Origin of the sequence: Paludibacterium paludis (assembly GCF_018802605.1) — a bacterium.
GTDB lineage: Bacteria > Pseudomonadota > Gammaproteobacteria > Burkholderiales > Chromobacteriaceae > Paludibacterium > Paludibacterium paludis.
In genome coordinates this window covers 4005525-4023186 of the sequence record NZ_CP069161.1, presented here as the reverse complement: position 1 = coordinate 4023186, position 17662 = coordinate 4005525, and the positions used below count along the sequence as shown (strand labels likewise).

Genomic DNA, 17662 nt, shown 5'->3' with positions numbered 1-17662 from the left:
CCCCGCGTCACCCCGCGGCGAGGCGCGCCTCCACACGGTTGCGCCATTGCCGCCAGGTATACATCGGTATGCCCGCCATCAGCACAAGGAACGTCCAGAACGCGGCATCGCGTCCGGCGCCGTAAATGGCGCCCAACGTGAACAGGAACGCCAGGACGGCGGTCGCGGAGGCGCGTTTTGCTTCACGGGCGCTGACCGGCGTTTCTTCATCCACCAGGATCTGCAATTGGGCCGCGGCGCAAAACCCGTAAGGGATCAGCGCGGTCAATGTGCCCAGCAGCGCGACGATGTTGAACATGCCAACCAGGTTGTCGTTGAAATCCATGGCCATCAGCAGGGTGACCAGCACGCTTGATGCGATCAGTCCGTTGGCCGGGACCCCATGGCGGTTAAGGCGTGCCAGCGAATGGGGAAACAGGCCGTCGCGGGCCGCTGCCATCGGAATCTGTCCTTGCAGCAGCGCCCAGCCGTTGAGTGTGCCCATGCAGGCCACCACGGCGCCTGCCGCCACCAGAAGATAACCGGTCTTGCCGAACAGTATGCCCGCCGCGTCGGCGAACGGCGCGCTGGATTTGGCGAGATCTGCGGCCGGAATCATGCCCTGAATGGCCGTGACCGAGACGATATAGATCACCGCCGTGAAGATGGTGCCGAACACGGTCGCGCGCGGTATGGTTTTTTCCGGGGAGACGACATCCTCGGCGGGAACCGTGGCGGACTCCAGACCGACAAACGACCACATGGTCAGCGCCGCCACCTGGAATACCATGTTGGCGAGGGACATTGCCCCCGCTGGTTGGGCGCTGGCGGCCTGCATGTTGGCTGCATCGAAATGCAGCAGGCCGGCAACGCCAACCAGTACGAGCGGCACGAGCTTGAGCAGCGTCATGATCAGTCCGAAGGCGCCGGCGGTGCGGGTGCCCATCAGATTGACCAGGGTGAAGAACCAGATGAACCCTACCCCCGCGAGGCAGCCGGCCACCGGATTGGCGAGCGCCGGCACGAAAACCTTGAGGTAGCCCACCAGCGTGACGGCCACCGCCGCGTTGCCGATCCAGGCCGCCTTCCAGTAACACCACGCGCACAGGTAGGCGGCGAAATCGCCGTAGGCGCGGCGGGTGTAGGCGTAAGGACCACCGGCGGCGGGCTCGGCGCGCACCAGGAACGCGAACATCATCGCCAGGCAGACCGACCCGGCGGTCGCCAGGGCCCAGCCCCACAGGCTATGGATGCCGAACGGGGCCAGTGAGGAGGGCAGAAGAAAAATGCCCGAGCCGATCATGTTGCCGATGACCAGCGCGGAGCACATCCAGAATCCCATTTTTCTTTTCATGGTATCTCCGGGGAACGTTGCAGTTCTGAAAGCGAATCCGAACTAAACGCAGCACTGGAGATAAGGTGCACACAGGATTGTCATTATAATTAATAGGTATTTTTAATGATAAATGCTTGTTCTGTGGCCCTGTCATTCACCCGTTTCTTACCCGGCCGACCGTTGGTGGGTTCCGGGCCGAATCCATTGACCTCCTTCTTTTCCCCGGTTCACACACGTCCTCTTACCGTTCCTTGCGGATTTCAGGATATTTCCTTCTCCATGTAACGGCACCGTGAAGCTGACGCGCACGGTATCCGGGACCGATCATGGCGTGGACCCGCCTGCCGGGTCGTCCGCATGGTGTGAATCCGGCGCATGACCCGTGACTCGTGCCAATTTTCACGGCGTTTACGTTATGGAGGGGTATCCTTGAGACTATCCTCGAATCGTCAGCGAAAGGCGCTGGCCATCGGTGCACTGTCCATTTTATGCAGTTTCCCTGTGGCACCGGCCGAAGCGAACCAAAATGAACTTCCTCCCATCAAGGTCAAGCGCGCGTTTTCATGGCACGGGTTGCTCGAAACCTTTGAAAACCTGATCCTGATGCGGCCTTCCGACCATTCCGGGCCCGGTATCTATACCTACCGGTTCGAGCCGGTGAATGGCCGAATCGCCAACGGCAAAGAAGACCCGAATGCCACGCAATGGAACAGTCTGCTCAAACAGGCGGGAAACTGCATTCGGGGTGAAAGCCGGGGCGGGACTCCCGGCCAGACCGACAACGGAAACCGCGGGACCGGCGGCGCCGGCGGCTCTCCCCCGGCAGGAAACTCCGGGAAGGGGGACGGGGCGGCGGCCGGAGGGGATGGCCAGGAGCCGTTTCGCTACGTTTGCCCGCGCCGCCTCGCCCAGGATGCCGCGGACAGCCCGGCGCTTGTGGCATTCCGGATGGCGCTTCAGCAGAGCTATCTGATCGCGATGATGCTGACCCCTTATGACGGGAATGCTTCCTTGCCAGTCCGTATGGCTCTGCGGCAGTGGGCCGAGCGTCTGGAAATCCTGCGGACGCGGGCTTCCTCCACGTTGGAGTTCGATGAACTGCTGCGTGCGCAGGGGCCGGTGCTGGTTGAAATCAACACACTTCTCGAGCGGATCCTCCAGTTCCATCGACAGCAACTTGCGCCCCGTTACCTTGTGGACACGCAGGCCGGCTCGGAGGCCTACCTTGAATTGCTGCACATCATGCGGCGTGGTTTCGCTCCGGACAGTCTGCAGCAGGTGCGCACACAATTGCAGAAACTGGTGGCGGCACAGGATAGCGGCGGTCGGCCCGCATCGGCGAATGCCCGTGCGTACCGGAATTTGTCTGGCATGCTGACCCTCGGTAGTGACTACGCCAACCAGTTTCCCGAACAAACCACCTACATGCGGCAAGTGTTTAGCCGGCTAACGGGTAACGTTTCCCGGATTTCCGAACGCGATGCGGGGACGCTGGCCCGGGTTGTCGGGTATCTGATGCTGCGCGGGTCGGAAATCTATACGCTGCGCAATATCTTCCATACCGGCCCGGAAGCCATTCCCGAAGTCCCCCGGTTTAATTTCGCGATGCAATCGCTGGCGGGCGGTCCGGCCTCACTGGATGCCGCGGAGGTTTCGCGCATGATCGGGCGCCTTGAGCAGACCCTGGAAGGACTCGTTCAGTCCAATCCTCGCACCGAGAACGAAACGGTGGCCCGCTTCCTCACCGATGCGCTGGCGGCGATGAATCTGGATCAGATCCCGTGGATGCAGGCTCCCAATCTGGCCAGACTGAAGAGAAATGAAAACGTGCGCGGCCTGGTCCGGCGCTTGGGACCTGACGGTGCCGTCGAGCTGATCCGCTCCATTCATGCATTGCGCCGGCAATTGCAAATGGGCTTGCTCCGCGCCGAGCAGTCACATATGCCGCCGATCCGTACCGTCAGCGCCGCCGCGGAGCAATTGCGCGCGCGCCTGGCCACCCTCTCCGTGTCCGACAGCGATCCGGCGGAGGCATACATCGCCGTGCGCGATCATTTGCAAACCACCGTTTTGGAAGTAGAGCAAATCATGATGCCGCGGGTTTACGACGATCTAGACTGGCTTGAGCGCTATTTCCGCGAGCATGCGGGAACGTCGCGCAGTCAGCTGGCAGTGCTGGATCCGGGGGTGTTTCCGGCTTTGCGCATGCTAAGGAGCAATGTGACGCTGGACGATATCGGCGCGGTCAGATCGCTGCGTAACCAAATCGAGTCGATGGTGCCCCCCGGTTACAACTTGCCGTCGTTCGCGGCGCTGTTCGGGACATTTGTTTCCCGGGCGGACTTCAGCGCGCCGCCGGTCGAGACGTCCGGGTTTCTGCACAATTCCCATGTCTGGCCGTTGTACAGGCAGGTGGTGGAGTGGGATGAAGCGCGACGCCGCCGTTGGCGGGAGCAGGACCGGCGTGACCAAACGGGAACGCCCTCGCCAAATCGGCCGCCGGTGCATGACGAGCACAGGAAATAGCGCCGCAGCGTGAATCTCCCCCTCGTGTGCGTTGGTCAACGGGGATCGGGCGCGGTATCCGGATCCCGGAGGTCGGGGAGGGTGTCCCTCTCCGCCCTCTCCGGGGGGGCGAACAGCTGGATCAGCTTGCCTTTGAGCGTTGGCGCCCGCCAGGCATGGACCAGCATATCGCGCCATTCGACGAGGCTGACCCAGAATGGATTGAAGCTGTTGACCGGTTTGACCGTGCCGTAATCACAAGGGTCGTCCGCGGTCTCCTCTACGTAGGTTCCGAACATCCGGTCCCAGATCACCAGCACCCCCGCGTAATTGTGATCGATGTAGCGAGGATTTTTCGCGTGGTGGCTGCGATGGATCGACGGCGTGTTGAGTACCCATTCCAGGACGCCGAGCTTGGGAATGGCCTGGGTATGCACGAAGAACTGGTAGGCGAGATTGAGCAGCACGATGGCGACGACCTGGCCGGGCGGGAAGCCGAGCCAGGCGATCGGAAGCCAGAATGCCCACATGCCGGCCACCGGATACATCAGGCTCTGGCGGAACGCGGTGGAAAAATTCATCAGTCGCGAGCTGTGGTGCACGCTGTGCGCCGCCCACAGCCAGCGCACGCGGTGGCTGGCCCGGTGGAACCAGTAGTAGAGAAAATCCTGGGCGAGGAACAGCACCAGAAAACTCCCCCAGGAGGCATCGAAAGTGAAAAGCCGGTGCTGGTACACCGCCTGATAGAGCGGCAATACCAGAAGCCAGGCGATCTTGTCGGCGCCCTGGTGCAACAGCGCCAGCGCCAGATTGCACAGGCTGTCGCGAAGGCAGAAGCGCTGGCCGAGTATGCCGTGCTTGCGGTAATACAGCGCTTCGGCGCCGATGAACAGCACGAAAACGGGCCCGAGGGCCAGCAGCAGGAGTTCCACGTCAAAGCCCATCTCTACTCTCCTCGTGGCCAGCCGTCATGCGGTGGCCTTATGGTTGAGTATTTATCCTAATGACGGGATTGATGGTTGGCAATGAGGTTAAGTTATTTTCTCTGGTTTGCGATACCCATCAGCATTCCCATGCCCACGAACAGGGTGACCGTTGCCGTGCCGCCATAGGAAACGAAAGGAAGGGGCACGCCGACGACCGGAAGAATTCCCGATACCATACCCATGTTGACGAACGCGTAGACAAAGAACGACAGGGTGATGGATCCGGCCATCAGGCGTCCGTACAGAGTCGGCGCGCGCGCGGTGATCATCAGTCCGCGGCTGATGATCAGCAGGTAGAGAACGACAAGCAGGATATTCCCGATCATGCCGAACTCTTCGGAGTAGACCGCGAAAATGAAGTCGGTGGTCCGTTCGGGAATGTAGTCCAGATGAGTCTGCGTCCCCTTGAGCCAGCCTTTGCCGAACGGTCCGCCCGAGCCGATGGCGATCATCGACTGGATGATGTGGTAGCCGGCCCCCAGCGGATCGGTCATCGGGTCGATCAGGGTCAGCACCCGTTTACGCTGGTAGTCGTGCAGCAGCGGCCAGACGATGGGCAGCGCGGCGGCCCCGGCCACGATGCCGCCGATGATGATTTTCCAGGACAGGCCGGCGAAGAACAGCACGAAGAATCCCGCCGCCATGATCAGTGTCGCGGTGCCCAGATCGGGCTGTTTGAGCACCAGCGCTCCGGGGATGATCATCAGCAGGGCGCCCACACCGTAGTGCCACCAGCGGATGGACAGTTCGAATTTCTGGAAGTACCAGGCCAGCATCATGGGCAGGGCGATCTTCATGATTTCCGACGGCTGGATCCGGGTCACGCCGATGGACAGCCAGCGTGTCGAACCATTGACGGTAATGCCCTTGAAGTGCACCAGCAGCAGCAGAATCAGGCCGAACAGATAGATCGGCGGCGCGAAATTCATCACCACCTGCGGCCGGGCCCGCGCCAGAAGCCACATGATCACCAGCGACAGAAAGGTGTAGATCAACTTGTTGTCGATCTTGTAGAAGCTCTGGTTGGAGGCCGAATAGAGCACCAGCAGGCTGAGCAGGAACACCAGGCCGAGAAACAGCATCAGCCATGCGTCCAGCGGCTCTCTGATGACGAGCCAGATGCGTTTAATCAGGTGGGGCTGCATCGGTCGACGGTGCCTCCTGCGGTATGGTTTTGAACTGGCCCATGTCGCCCGGCACTTTGCCGGTCAGATAAAAGTCGAACAGGGCGCGCGCGATGGGGCCGGCGGTTGCCGCGCCCCAGCCGGCATTCTCGACGATCACGGCGACGGCGATGCGCGGTTTGTCGACCGGCGCGAAGGCGATGAACCACGAGTGGTCGCGTTTTTGTTCGGCGAGCGCGGCCGCGTTGTATTTCTGTCCCTGCGCGATGCTGACCACCTGCGCCGTGCCGGTCTTGCCCGCCATGGAGTAGGACAGCCCGGCGCCAATACGCGCGGCCGTGCCGCCGGGAGCCAGCACGCCGGCCATACCTTGCTTGATGTAGGCGAAATTGTCCTTGGCGAATGGCAGAACCCGCTGCGGCTGGGCTTCGACACGCCGGGTCTTGCCGGTGTGCGTGTCGACAATCTCTTGCACCAGGTGGGGTTTGAACACCACACCCTCGTTGGCCATGATCGCCGTCGCATTGGCCATCTGCAGCGGCGTGTAGGCGTTGTAGCCCTGTCCGATGCCGATGCTCACCACATCGCCGGGCAGCCACTTGCCGGCCTGGGCGCCCCATTTGGCAAAGCGTTTTGCTTTCCACTGCTTGCTGGGCAAGACTCCGGTCGCCTCGCCGTCCAGGTCGATGCCGGTGCGGCTGCCGAGGCCGAACTGGCCGACAACGGGGTGGATCCGGTCGATGCCCATCTCCCAGGCCAGCCGATAGAAGAAGGTGTCGCTCGAAACGGTGATGGCGCGAGACAGGTTGACCATGCCGTTACCGGCTTTCTTGCTGTCCCGGAATTCATGCGAGCTGCCCGGCAGGTAGAATGAGCCAGGCGCGGGACGGATATCGGTTTTGCCGATCACGCCGCTTTCGAGCGCGGCCATCGAGATGAAGGGCTTGAACGTGGAGCCGGGTGGGTAGACGCCGCGCAAGGCGCGGTTGACCAGCGGTTTTTGCCAGTCGCCGTTGAGCCCCGCCCAGGTCTGGTTGTCGATGCCGTCGATGAACAGGCTCGGATCGAAGCCCGGTTTGGAGAGAAAGGCCAGCACGCCACCGGTCGAAGGGTCGATCGCGACCAGGGCTCCGCGCCGTTCGCCGAACAGTTTGTCGGCCATTTCCTGAAGCCGGATGTCGAGCGCCAGTTTCAGGGTGTTGCCGTTGACCGGAGGGGTGCGCTTGAGCGAGCGGATGGCGCGGCCTCCCGAGTCGGTTTCCATTTCCTCGAAGCCGACCGAGCCATGCAGGTCGTCCTCATAGACCGCCTCGAGACCGGTTTTGCCGATATAGGTCGTGCCGCGGTAATTGGTGGTCTTTTCCTCGTCCTCCAGCCGGTCCTTGTCCTGCTGGTTGATACGGCCGATGTAACCGAGCACGTGGCTGGTCATTTCCTTGTACGGATAGTCGCGGAACAGCCGCGCCTTCACTTCGACGCCCGGATAGCGCCAGCCGTTGGCGGCGACGCGGGCGGCTTCCTCGTCGGTGAGCTTGACCTTCAGCGGTATCGCTTCGAAGCCCTTGGACTCGTCAAGAAGCTTGCGGAACCGTTTCAGATCCCGGGGCGCGATGTCGACCAAAGCGGAAAGCTCGGTGATGGTCTTTTCCAGGTTGTCGATCTTGCTGGGGGTCAGTTCCAGGGTGTAGGCCGAGTAGTTCTGGGCCAGCACCACCCCGTTGCGGTCGACGATCAATCCCCGGTTCGGGAGGATGGGAACCAGCGAGATGCGGTTGCTTTGCGCCAGGGTGCTGTAGTGCTCGTGCTGGAAAACCTGCAACCAGACGAACCGTGCGATCAGCACGATGAACATCAGCACCATGAACATGTAGGCGGCCAGGAGGCGCAGCTGGAACTGGCTTTCCTCCGCCTGGAGATTCTTCAGCTGGGGGCGATGCATCGGCGATTCAGTCCATGTTGCGGTAGGGCAGCAGCAACAGCTTGGTGATCAGCGGCCACAGCAGCGCTCCGGTCAACGGGGGGAGGAAGTACGACCATCCGGCGAAGGCCGAGCCGGTCAGCATGCGCGCCACGACCATGATGAACTGGTTGATCAGCATCAGCCCGAGCACGCTCAGCGCCTGCTGGCCGAGGTTGAACATGACAAGCTGGCGCTGGCGCAAGAGGGCAAGAAAACTCGTCACCGAATAGGCGAGGGCGTGCTGGCCGAACAGGCCCGCGCTGGCGATGTCGGCGAGGATGCCCACCGAGAAGGAGGTGCCGATGCCGACACGCCGAGGCTGGTTGATCACCCAGTACAGCACGAGCAGACCGGTGAAATCGGGCAGCCACGCCTGGGCTTCCTGCGGCAGCGGCAACAGCTCGAACAGGATCGCGAGAGCGAAACTCAGGAAGATGATGCGGCGCTTCACCGGCTTGAGAATTTCTTTCGGGCGGTCGAACGACATCAATTATCCTCGTCTTCGGCGGATTTCTTCTTGGCTTTGGGCGCGGGAGGCGGTGGTTCGGCCGGGCGGGCGGGAACATGCGCCTTCTCGTCGAGCACCATTACGTAGCGTCCCCGCTGCACGCCGGCCACCGGGACCGCCGCGAGGCGGATGAACGCCGTGTCGCCATTGCGGTCGACCCGGCTGATCCTGGCCACGGGGATCCCTTCCGGATAGAGTCCGTCGATGCCTGAGGTGACGAACAGGTCCCCCGACTGCACATCGGCATGTACCGGCAGGTATCGCACGTCCACTCCGCCGCCATAACCGTACAGGATGGCGCGCGCGCCGGTCCGTTGCAGCATGACGGGAATCATCAGCGTCTTGTCGACCACCAGCGTGACTTCCGCCGTCAGCGGCTGAACCCGGGTGACCTGGCCGATCAGTCCCTGCTCGTCGACCACCGGCTGGCCCGGCCGCAGTTTGGCGTCCTCGCCCTTGTCGATGATGATCTTATAGGAAAAGGGATCGCGACCGGTATACAGTACCTCGGCCAGTTCTCCGGCGTCGCGGCGCGCGGATTTCAGATGGTTGAGCTGGCGCAGCGTTTCATAGTCGTGCTCGAGGGTTTCGAGCCGTTGCAGCCGGGCCGCCATCGCCAGGTGCCTGTTGCGCAGGGCGTTGTTGTCCGCCTGCAGGCTCGCTTGCGTCGTGAAGAAGTCGCTGACGGCGCGTGCGGCGGTGACAGGCATGTTGACGGCCCGTTGCAGCGGGTAGAACGCCACGGACAAGCCTTGGCGCACCTGTTCCATGAGCCCGAACTGGCTGTCGCTGATCAGCAGTGTCACCGACAGCGCGGCGCACAGCGCCAGTCGTGCGGCAGGGCTCGGACCCTGCCTGATGAAGCTGGGATTGTTGGCAAAGTCCATTTGAAACACCACCGCCCCTTGCGGGGCGGGCATCAGAGTCGGTTTAGGGAACGTTGGTGAAAATGGTGCCGATCTTGTCCATTTTCTCGAGCGCCTTGCCGGAGCCGCGCACCACGCAGGTCAGCGGTTCTTCGCCGACGAACACCGGCAGACCGGTTTCTTCGGCGAGCAGGCGGTCGATGTCCTTGAGCAGCGCGCCGCCGCCGGTGAGGACCATGCCCTTCTCGGCGATGTCCGCGCCCAGTTCGGGCGGGGTCTGCTCGAGCGCGATCTTCACGGCCGAGACGATCTGGTTGAGCGGCTCGGTGAGGGCCTCGAGAATCTCGTTCGAGGAGACCGTGAAGGAACGCGGAATCCCTTCGGCCAGATTGCGGCCCTTGACTTCCATCTCGCGCACTTCGGCGCCCGGGAAGGCCGAACCGATGGTCTTCTTGATTTCTTCGGCGGTGGTTTCGCCGATCAGCATGCCGTAGTTGCGCCGGATGTAATTGATGATCGCTTCGTCGAACTTGTCGCCGCCGACCCGCACCGAGTTGGAGTAGACCACGCCGCCAAGGGAGATCACGCCGACTTCGGTGGTGCCGCCGCCGATGTCGACCACCATGGAGCCGGTCGGCTCCTCGACCGGCAGGCCGGCGCCGATCGCGGCGGCCATCGGCTCTTCGATCAGTTCCACGCGGCGGGCGCCGGCAGCCAGTGCCGAATCCTTGATCGCGCGGCGTTCGACCTGGGTCGAGCCGCAGGGCACGCAGATCACGATGCGCGGGCTCGCCGAGAAGAAGCGGCTCGGGGTGACCTTCTTGATGAATTGCTTGAGCATCTGCTCTGTCACGGTGAAGTCGGCGATCACGCCGTCCTTCATCGGGCGGATGGCCTGGATCGAGCCGGGCGTGCGGCCCAGCATCTTCTTGGCTTCCAGACCGACGGCCAGAATGGATTTCTTGTTGGTCGGGGCGTCGTTGTGAATGGCCACGACGGAGGGTTCATCCAGCACAATGCCTTTGCCGCGCATGTAGATGAGCGTGTTTGCGGTGCCAAGGTCAATGGCGAGGTCGTTGGAGAAGTATCCGGTCAGCGAACGAAACATTGGGCGATCCTGGTTCAGTTTCCATTATGTAGGCGCTGGGCATGAAAGTGGGCCCGCAAACCCCGTAGCATTATTTACCACCCCGGCGCCGGAAGATCGAGCCCTCGCTTGGCGGGGCCGTTCCGTGGGCGTCGTTGTGCGACGTGAATCTTGGGAGAATCAAACTGGCTATGATACCCTATAAAACTTGAAATATTAAAGGTTTTGACGAGGACACCATGTCATTGACGCATCAGGATGTCGCGCGGATTGCCAAACTGGCCCGCATCGCCGTGACTGACGACGAAATCGAGTCGGTCGGCGCTCAGCTGAACACCATTTTCGGTCTGATCGAGAAGATGCAGGCTGTCAATACGGACGGTATCGAGCCCATGGCCCATCCGCAGGAAACCGCGCTGCGCCTGCGCGACGACGTGGTGACCGAAACGAACCGGCGCGAAGCGTTCCAGGCGGTGGCGCCGCAGGTAGAGGCGGGGCTCTTCCTCGTTCCCAAGGTTATCGAGTAAGTGTGCGCGGGAAATACGAAAAAATGATTAATGCAACTCTCAAGACGCTGTCCGCGGAACTCGCCGCCGGACGCGTGTCCGCCCTGGAGCTGGCCGGACTGTATCTGGATCGCATCGAGGCGCTAAACCCGGCACTGAACGCGCTGATCAGCGTCGACCGCGAACGCACGCTCGCCGAAGCCCGCGCCGCCGACGAGCTGCGCGCGCGCAACGCCGCCGGCGCGCTCGCCGGTGTGCCGCTGATCCACAAGGACATCTTCTGTCAGCAGGGCTGGAAGAGCTCCTGCGGTTCGCGCATGCTGGACAATTTCGTGTCCCCGTACGACGCGACCGTGGTGGAGCGCTGCCGCGCCGCCGGTCTCGTGACGCTCGGACGCGCCAATATGGATGAGTTCGCCATGGGTTCGTCCAACGAGAACTCCTGGTACGGCCCGGTGAAAAATCCCTGGGATATCCGCGCCATCCCCGGCGGTTCCTCGGGCGGTTCCGCCGCGGCGGTCGCGGCGCGCATGGCGCCGGTCGCCACGGCCACCGATACCGGCGGTTCGATCCGCCAGCCGTCCTCGCATTGCGGCATCACCGGCATCAAGCCGACCTACGGCACGGTGAGCCGTTTCGGCATGGTGGCGTTCGCCTCCTCGCTCGATCAGGGCGGCGTGATGGCCCAGACGGCCGAAGACTGCGCGCTGATGCTGAACGTCATGGCGGGTTTCGACCCCCGGGATTCCACCAGTCTCGAGCGCGAGACGGAGGATTACACCCGCGATCTGGAGAAGCCTCTGGACGGGCTGCGTGTCGGATTGCCGCGTGAATACTTCGCCGACGGCCTGTCGGCCGATGTGGCGCGCGTCGTCGACGAGGCGGTCGCCGAACTGCGCAAGCTGGGCGCCGTGGTCGTGGATATTTCGCTGCCCAACACCGAGCTGTCGATCCCGGCCTACTATGTGATCGCGCCGGCCGAGGCGTCGTCCAACCTGAGCCGTTTCGACGGGGTGCGCTACGGTCACCGCGCCGCCGAATACTCGGATCTTGTCGATATGTACGAGAAGACGCGCGCCGAAGGATTCGGCGCCGAGGTCAAGCGCCGCATCATGGTCGGGACCTATGTGCTGTCCCACGGCTATTACGATGCGTACTACCTGAAGGCCCAGAAAATCCGCCGGCTTGTCGCCAACGACTTCAAGGCGGCCTTCGCGCAGTGCGATGTGATCCTCGGGCCGGTGGCGCCGACCGCGGCGTTCGACTTGGGCCAGATGAGCGATGATCCGGTGCAGATGTACCTGTCCGATATCTACACGCTGTCGGTCAACCTCGCCGGTCTGCCGGGCATGAGCGTGCCGGCGGGCTTCGATGGCAAGGGCCGTCCGGTCGGGCTGCAGATCATCGGCAATTATTTCGGTGAGGCGAAGATGCTCAATGTGGCGCACCGCTTCCAGCAAGTCACCGACTGGCACCTGCGCGCGCCGGCACTGTAAACGATTAGGAAGATGACGCCATGAAATGGGAAGTAGTAATCGGTCTGGAAGTGCATGTGCAGCTTTCGACCGCCTCCAAGATTTTTTCCGGGTCGTCGACCGCTTTCGGCGCCGAACCGAACACCCAGGCCTCGGTGGTCGAACTGGCCTTCCCCGGCGTGCTGCCGGTGCTCAACCGCGGCGCGGTGGAGAAAGCCATCCGCCTTGGACTCGCCCTGAACGCGAAGATCAACCGCAAGAACGTTTTCGCGCGCAAGAATTACTTCTATCCCGATCTGCCCAAGGGCTACCAGATCAGCCAGATGGATCTGCCCATCGTCGGGCCGGGCGAACTGGCGATCCAGGTCGGCGATGAAGAAAAAGTCATCCGCGTCACCCGCGCGCATCTGGAAGAGGATGCCGGCAAGTCGCTGCACGAGGACTTCCACGGCGCGAGCGGTATCGACCTGAACCGTGCCGGCACGCCGCTCCTGGAGGTGGTCTCCGAACCCGACATGCGTTCCGCCGAGGAAGCGGTCGCCTATGCGCGCGCCTTGCACACGCTGGTGACATGGCTGGGCATTTGCGACGGCAACATGCAGGAAGGCTCCTTCCGCGTCGACGCCAACGTATCGGTCCGCCCGATGGGGCAGGAAGCGTTCGGCACGCGTTGCGAGATCAAGAACCTCAACTCGTTCCGCTTCCTTGAGGCCGCGATCAAGTACGAGGTGGAGCGCCAGATCGAACTGATCGAAGACGGCGGCCGCGTCGTGCAGGAGACCCGTCTTTATGATCCGGACCGCGGCGAGACGCGTTCGATGCGATCCAAGGAAGACGCGCACGACTACCGCTATTTCCCGGATCCGGACCTGCTGCCGGTGGTTATCCCCGAAAGCGAGATCGATGCGGTGAAAGCCGATATGCCCGAGCTGCCGTCCGCGATGAAGGCCCGCTTCGTCGCCTCCTTCGGTGTTTCGGCCTATGACGCCGATCTGTTGACGGCAAACCGCGATACCGCCACCTACTTCGAGACCCTGGCGCGTCTTGCCGGCCAGGGCAAGCTTGCGGCCAACTGGGTGAACGGCGAACTCGCCGCATCCCTCAATCGCGAAGGCCTTTCCATCGCCCAAAGTCCGATCGATCCCGAGCGTCTTGCCGGGCTGATCGCGCGTATCGTCGACAACACGATTTCCAGCAAGATCGCCAAGGAGGTGTTCGAGGCGATGTGGGGCGGGAATGACAGCGCCGATGCGATCATCGATGCGCGCGGACTGCGCCAGATCACCGACAGCGGCGCCATCGAGGCGATCGTCGACGATGTCATCGCGGCCAATCCCAAGTCGGTCGAAGAGTTCCGCGCCGGCAAGGAAAAAGCCCTCAACGCCCTGGTGGGTCAAGTGATGAAGGCGTCGAAGGGCAAGGCCAACCCGGCCCAGGCCCAGGAAGTGCTGAAGAAAAAACTGGGCGCCTGAGTCTGGCCAGGCGGACCTTTCCTGTCAGGGATGGGTCTTACCCGCCAAAAAAAGGCCGTGCAGAGCTTTGAGTCGTTTTTCGATGCGAGCCTGCCCGGCCTTTTTGCCGGTAAAGACACGGTTCAGGTTGGCCAGGAGTCCGCGCGGCTTTTCGTGTTCCACCAGTTTCCGGGCTGCGGAGTCGAAGGCCCGGTCGATGCGTTCGGCGTGCCGAAGCGTCTCGGCGGTGTTTTGCCGGACGCACTCTTGCCGGGTGGCGGAAAGGGCGAGCGCCTTGATCAGCAGCTGGTTTTCGTAGTAAAGCGCGGCAACCCGGCCCGAGCCAAACCGTTTTCCCCCGTTTTCCCGATAGCTGTGCAAAAGTGAATCCGCCGCGTTGCTGAAGTTGATGAGCTGATTCTGAACGGTTTGTGCGTCGCTCAATGTGTTGTTCACCGGAGCGGTAGAAGTTTTCGCCGGCAACGACGGCAGCGCAAGGGCGGCGCCAGGGATGTTGTCCTGAGCTGAAGACGGGGTCTTGGGGGGCGTCATTCGAAAATTGAGTACATCAACCGCGCCGGGCAGGGGGGGCTTTTTTCCTGATGAGGCGTTGTGATCGGTTACGATCGTATCCGGCAGGCAGGGGGACGTCGGTGTGGAGCTACGGGTGATGATGTTTTGGGCATCGGGGTAGAGTCGCTGAATTTGCTCCGGAGTCAGCTTCCCGCGGGACGAAGTTTGGCCGCCGACAGTTTGCGGCGTTTGCGCAGTGGAAGTTGCCCCGTTCAGCCGGGTGGCGAAAAATTGGCATCTTTTATTATGCGATGTGTTGCGGGATGCCCGGAATATGAGGCTTAATGGATGGATGAACATGTCGCGAGTTCCTGTCGCAATGAAGTAACGCCATGAATCTACGCCCGGATTCCCGGCGCGACTTGCGAGAACCGCTCACCGCGGCGGGCTTCGCCATTTCTTGCAAGGTTGTGTATCGATCTCCGCCGGCATGAAAAACCGGCTCCGGCGGAAGGCCGGAACCGGTTTGGGTGTTTTTGTCTTGATGGGGCCGAATGCCGCGCCGAGTCAGCGGGGCGCGGCCAGCGCGTCGACTTTCTTTCTGATGTCTTCTGCGACGCTTTCGTAATATCCGTTTTCCACGCGAGTGGTTTCTGCCGCCGGTAAGCCGTCGAGCATGTCGCAGGCCACGAGCAACTCCTCGACTTGCCGCCGCAGGCGTTCAAACGTCCGGACCGTGAGGTTCGGCTCCACGTTCAGCCGGGTCTCGATGTGGTCGGCAAGGGTTTTCCGGTAGCCCGCGGTCGCGTCCTTGCCCGTCGGACTCGCCTGTTCGCGCAATGCGGCTCTCAGCACGCCCGGAGCCGCCCGGTGCGCACGCCGTTTCAGCTGGGCAAGATGCTGGTCGAAGTTTTTGCGGGCAAGGGCGCGGCGCGGTGTCAAACCGTCAAGGCGCCGCTCTGCCGCCTTGGCCAGCTGCAGCATGGCGTGATCGATCGACGCGCGGGATTCTTTCCGCGCATAGTGCCACGCCGCGGCCAGGGGGCGCAGTTGCTCATGCAGCGTCCTGATCAGCGTGTCCGCGTGTGCGATGTCGTTGACCGGCAACGCACTGATCCGATCTTTTCCTCGCGCCGCGAGCCACTTGATGTAATCGGCTGTCCGGTATCCCGGCTGGGTTTTGCCAAAATCATAGTTCTTGCGCTCATCGGTTAAAAGACGTGCCGCATGGCGGTCGAGCACGGCGCGTGTCTTGTCGAGTTTCTTCTGCCGGGTATCGCCGTGCCACAGCGATTTCCAGCGGCTGCTCGTGGTGCGGGCACTGTGGCCCAATGTGTGAAGCACGTCGTGGCCGGTCTGCAGGAGTGCGAGAAGCTCCCGGGAAAACACGTTGTCCAGGGAGGCTGTGCCAGCTCCGAGCGACTGGAGCTTTTGCGCGTGCCACGCATGCAAATGCCAGAATTGCAGGATGGTCGTTTCGATGGTCAGGCAGGCATCCTTGGCGGACAGGCGGCCAGTCTGCGCGGTCAATTGAAGCTCCTGAAACTGCTGGACGAACTCTGCGGACCTGGTGCGCAAGGCCTCCTGCGCATCGGCATGCGCAACGAACGATTCGCTCAAATCGGGCGCACTCAGGGCCCGCGCAAGAGACTCCCGGGGCGGCGCCTGCACGGGAGAGGACGACGCCGGTGTCGAGTGTGGCGCGGGGGCCGGCCTGGAAAGGGCGGCCTTGAGTCGGGTGTCCAGTTCGCCGATTTGGGCATTGAAAGACGCCAGCGGGCCGACTTTCGCAACGGTGGCGATCCGGAACGGAAGTTCTCCTGTTCCGGGTTGTTGCGGCAAGAGTTTGTTGCGTTTTCTGGGGGCGACGACGGGTTTCCTGCTCGACGTCCGTGTGTCGTGGTTGCCGGGAATGGCTGTCTCGCGCAGGGTGTCGCTCTGTTGACTGAAGGCCGGGGGCATTGGCGCCGAGCGGACCCCTGTCAGCCGGCGGCTTCCCGACCGGGAGGAAGTTGACGATCCGGTCGTGGTGCCGAGTGCGTTTTGCAACTGAGACAGGTTTCCGATAGACATGGCGTTTCTTTTGTCAGGGGCGTGGGTGAATGAGCGGGAGGGGGTCGACCGTGCTACCGCGCGAGGAGGGTGTGCTCCGAGCGGCGCGGCGTTCAGTGTTGCCAGACAGGCCAGGATGGCTTCGCGTTGCGCTTCTCCCGGAGGCATTTCCAGCAGGTCGATGACTGTGTCGAACAGGGTGACCAGAGTGGTTTCATCGCCTTGCCCGGCCGGTTCCGCGATCAGCGCTCCGCTCGCGGCCTTGGCCGCCTCGCCGCGCAGATCGATAAAACGGCTATCGAGCTCACTGAGGGTTATTGCTCCGCCCATGTTTTCGGTCAGAGAATCCAGCGCCTCGCGCAGGATGGCGGCGAAGCGGAGATCGGGGAGGAGGTTGGCCGCGCCGCCGGCCGGTTCTGCGGTTCGAGCGCCGGTCGTGTTTGATCGCGATGAGAGGGAGGGACGATGGCGTGGAGCGTGCGTGCCCGCCATGCCCTCTTCGCAATCGATGTCGGACTGCGAGGCTTGGACGGTGCCTTGTGCGTATCGAGGCTGAAGGCGGGCCATGGACGCCGCGATGCGATGCTTTGTCGCTTCGTCATGCGGCTTGGCCCGGCGAGCGCGAAATTTTTCGAGAAGAATTTTCTGGTCTGCATGCAAAGCCCGCAGGCTCGCGTTCAACCGACTGGCAAGGTTATTGGCCTCGATGAGCGCGCCGGTCCGATGGGGCGCCGTTGCTGGCTTTTGTTCATGCGTGAGGGCGCCGGAGGCGGTGGTTGCCGGCATGGGGCTCGCCTGCATGACCGGGTGTTCTGGCATGGCCCGAACCGCGGGTGGTCTGCCTCCTCCTCTGAGCGGAGCCACCGGGCGGTGGGCGTCAAGATAGTCGGACGCCGTCGGACGGTTCGCCGCCAGCCATGACGCGGCGTCCGGCAAGCCCTCCGAGCCCTTCTCGATCAGTTTGTGGAGGAAGTTTTCGTAGGCGCGCGCCACCGCGTCGCGTTCATGGATAATGACCTGGTCCCGGAACGTTTTTTTCGCGCCGGCAAGGAGAGCCTCGGCGACCTTGGTTTGCCCGCCCCGCGTAGGCTGCCCTGAGGTTTTCCTGACATGGTTGATCGGGAGTCCCGGTCGCGGTTTTTGAGCGTGGGGAGGGGCGTGATGAAGGGTTATTGAGCCGGCGATGGAGGGTGTTGGCATGCCTGTCTTCCTGTTGTTTTCCGTATCGCCGACTGTAGGTGGAACGGGGGGGCGGCAACTTTCAAAAATCGCTCATCCGGCGGCGCGGCACGAGGCGCGATGGCGCGATTCCGG

13 protein-coding genes are annotated in these 17662 nt (G+C 62.5%); 4 read left to right on the top strand and 9 right to left on the bottom strand.

All coding sequences use genetic code 11. From position 1 onward, the window contains the following. Positions 1-7: 7 nt before the first annotated feature. Complete coding sequence (locus JNO50_RS18630) at positions 8-1333, bottom strand: amino acid permease (RefSeq protein ID WP_215796427.1); 1326 nt, start codon at positions 1331-1333, stop codon at positions 8-10. Positions 1334-1816: 483 nt separating this feature from the next. Here JNO50_RS18630 and JNO50_RS18625 point away from each other — a divergent pair, with 483 nt between their 5' ends. Continuing rightward, entirely contained in the window at positions 1817-3841 is a 2025-nt protein-coding gene (locus JNO50_RS18625; RefSeq protein WP_215796426.1) for a hypothetical protein, read from the top strand. 35 nt (positions 3842-3876) lie between these two features. On the opposite strand, the gene JNO50_RS18620 is transcribed toward JNO50_RS18625, so the two are convergent. From JNO50_RS18620 to JNO50_RS18595, 6 genes are all read right to left on the bottom strand, one after another. Further along, entirely contained in the window at positions 3877-4764 is an 888-nt protein-coding gene (locus JNO50_RS18620; protein WP_189531868.1) for a sterol desaturase family protein, read from the bottom strand. A 92-nt stretch (positions 4765-4856) separates the two neighbouring features. After that, the gene (gene rodA / locus JNO50_RS18615) at positions 4857-5951 is read right to left on the bottom strand and encodes a rod shape-determining protein RodA (protein ID WP_189531870.1); all 1095 of its coding nucleotides are present in this window, start codon (positions 5949-5951) and stop codon (positions 4857-4859) included. Beyond that, the gene (gene mrdA / locus JNO50_RS18610) at positions 5932-7869 is read right to left on the bottom strand and encodes a penicillin-binding protein 2 (RefSeq protein ID WP_189531872.1); all 1938 of its coding nucleotides are present in this window, start codon (positions 7867-7869) and stop codon (positions 5932-5934) included. Before mrdA ends, rodA begins: the two co-directional genes overlap by 20 nt. 7 nt (positions 7870-7876) lie before the next feature. Then, on the bottom strand, positions 7877-8377 hold the full coding sequence (mreD, locus tag JNO50_RS18605) for a rod shape-determining protein MreD (protein ID WP_189531874.1): 501 nt from the start codon (positions 8375-8377) through the stop codon (positions 7877-7879). Further along, on the bottom strand, positions 8377-9285 hold the full coding sequence (gene mreC, locus JNO50_RS18600) for a rod shape-determining protein MreC (RefSeq protein WP_189531876.1): 909 nt from the start codon (positions 9283-9285) through the stop codon (positions 8377-8379). Before mreC ends, mreD begins: the two co-directional genes overlap by 1 nt. A gap of 43 nt (positions 9286-9328) precedes the next feature. Further along, entirely contained in the window at positions 9329-10372 is a 1044-nt protein-coding gene (locus JNO50_RS18595) for a rod shape-determining protein (RefSeq protein WP_133682305.1), read from the bottom strand. A gap of 218 nt (positions 10373-10590) precedes the next feature. On the opposite strand from JNO50_RS18595, the gene gatC reads away from it, so the two are divergent. Genes gatC through gatB form a run of 3 tightly spaced genes read left to right on the top strand, consistent with a single transcriptional unit; the run spans position 10591 to position 13804 of the window. Then, positions 10591-10878 (top strand): Asp-tRNA(Asn)/Glu-tRNA(Gln) amidotransferase subunit GatC, encoded by a 288-nt coding sequence (gene gatC, locus JNO50_RS18590; protein WP_189531878.1) that lies wholly within the window; start codon positions 10591-10593, stop codon positions 10876-10878. Positions 10879-10901: 23 nt separating this feature from the next. Next, positions 10902-12353, top strand: a complete 1452-nt coding sequence (gene gatA, locus JNO50_RS18585; protein ID WP_189531880.1) for an Asp-tRNA(Asn)/Glu-tRNA(Gln) amidotransferase subunit GatA — start codon at positions 10902-10904, stop codon at positions 12351-12353. Between the two features lie 20 nt (positions 12354-12373). Next, on the top strand, positions 12374-13804 hold the full coding sequence (gene gatB / locus JNO50_RS18580) for an Asp-tRNA(Asn)/Glu-tRNA(Gln) amidotransferase subunit GatB (protein WP_189531882.1): 1431 nt from the start codon (positions 12374-12376) through the stop codon (positions 13802-13804). A gap of 24 nt (positions 13805-13828) precedes the next feature. Here gatB and JNO50_RS18575 read toward each other — a convergent pair whose 3' ends face one another. Then, positions 13829-14656 carry a hypothetical protein gene (locus JNO50_RS18575; protein ID WP_189531884.1) on the bottom strand — a complete coding sequence of 276 codons (828 nt, stop codon included), beginning with the start codon at positions 14654-14656 and terminating at the stop codon, positions 13829-13831. 207 nt (positions 14657-14863) lie between these two features. Continuing rightward, positions 14864-17548 carry a hypothetical protein gene (locus JNO50_RS18570; protein WP_189531886.1) on the bottom strand — a complete coding sequence of 895 codons (2685 nt, stop codon included), beginning with the start codon at positions 17546-17548 and terminating at the stop codon, positions 14864-14866. Between the last annotated feature and the right edge of the window lie 114 nt (positions 17549-17662).

Bases quoted from the DNA above. Each gene is read 5' to 3' on its own strand.
- JNO50_RS18630 (WP_215796427.1), bottom strand. From the start codon at position 1,333: ATGAAAAGAAAAATGGGATTCTGGATGTGCTCCGCGCTGGTCATCGGC.
- gatB (WP_189531882.1), top strand. From the start codon at position 12,374: ATGAAATGGGAAGTAGTAATCGGTCTGGAAGTGCATGTGCAGCTTTCG.
- mreD (WP_189531874.1), bottom strand. From the start codon at position 8,377: ATGTCGTTCGACCGCCCGAAAGAAATTCTCAAGCCGGTGAAGCGCCGC.
- mreC (WP_189531876.1), bottom strand. From the start codon at position 9,285: ATGGACTTTGCCAACAATCCCAGCTTCATCAGGCAGGGTCCGAGCCCT.
- JNO50_RS18620 (WP_189531868.1), bottom strand. From the start codon at position 4,764: ATGGGCTTTGACGTGGAACTCCTGCTGCTGGCCCTCGGGCCCGTTTTC.
- JNO50_RS18595 (WP_133682305.1), bottom strand. From the start codon at position 10,372: ATGTTTCGTTCGCTGACCGGATACTTCTCCAACGACCTCGCCATTGAC.
- mrdA (WP_189531872.1), bottom strand. From the start codon at position 7,869: ATGCATCGCCCCCAGCTGAAGAATCTCCAGGCGGAGGAAAGCCAGTTC.
- gatA (WP_189531880.1), top strand. From the start codon at position 10,902: ATGATTAATGCAACTCTCAAGACGCTGTCCGCGGAACTCGCCGCCGGA.
- rodA (WP_189531870.1), bottom strand. From the start codon at position 5,951: ATGCAGCCCCACCTGATTAAACGCATCTGGCTCGTCATCAGAGAGCCG.
- JNO50_RS18575 (WP_189531884.1), bottom strand. From the start codon at position 14,656: ATGTTCATCCATCCATTAAGCCTCATATTCCGGGCATCCCGCAACACA.
- gatC (WP_189531878.1), top strand. From the start codon at position 10,591: ATGTCATTGACGCATCAGGATGTCGCGCGGATTGCCAAACTGGCCCGC.
- JNO50_RS18570 (WP_189531886.1), bottom strand. From the start codon at position 17,548: ATGCCAACACCCTCCATCGCCGGCTCAATAACCCTTCATCACGCCCCT.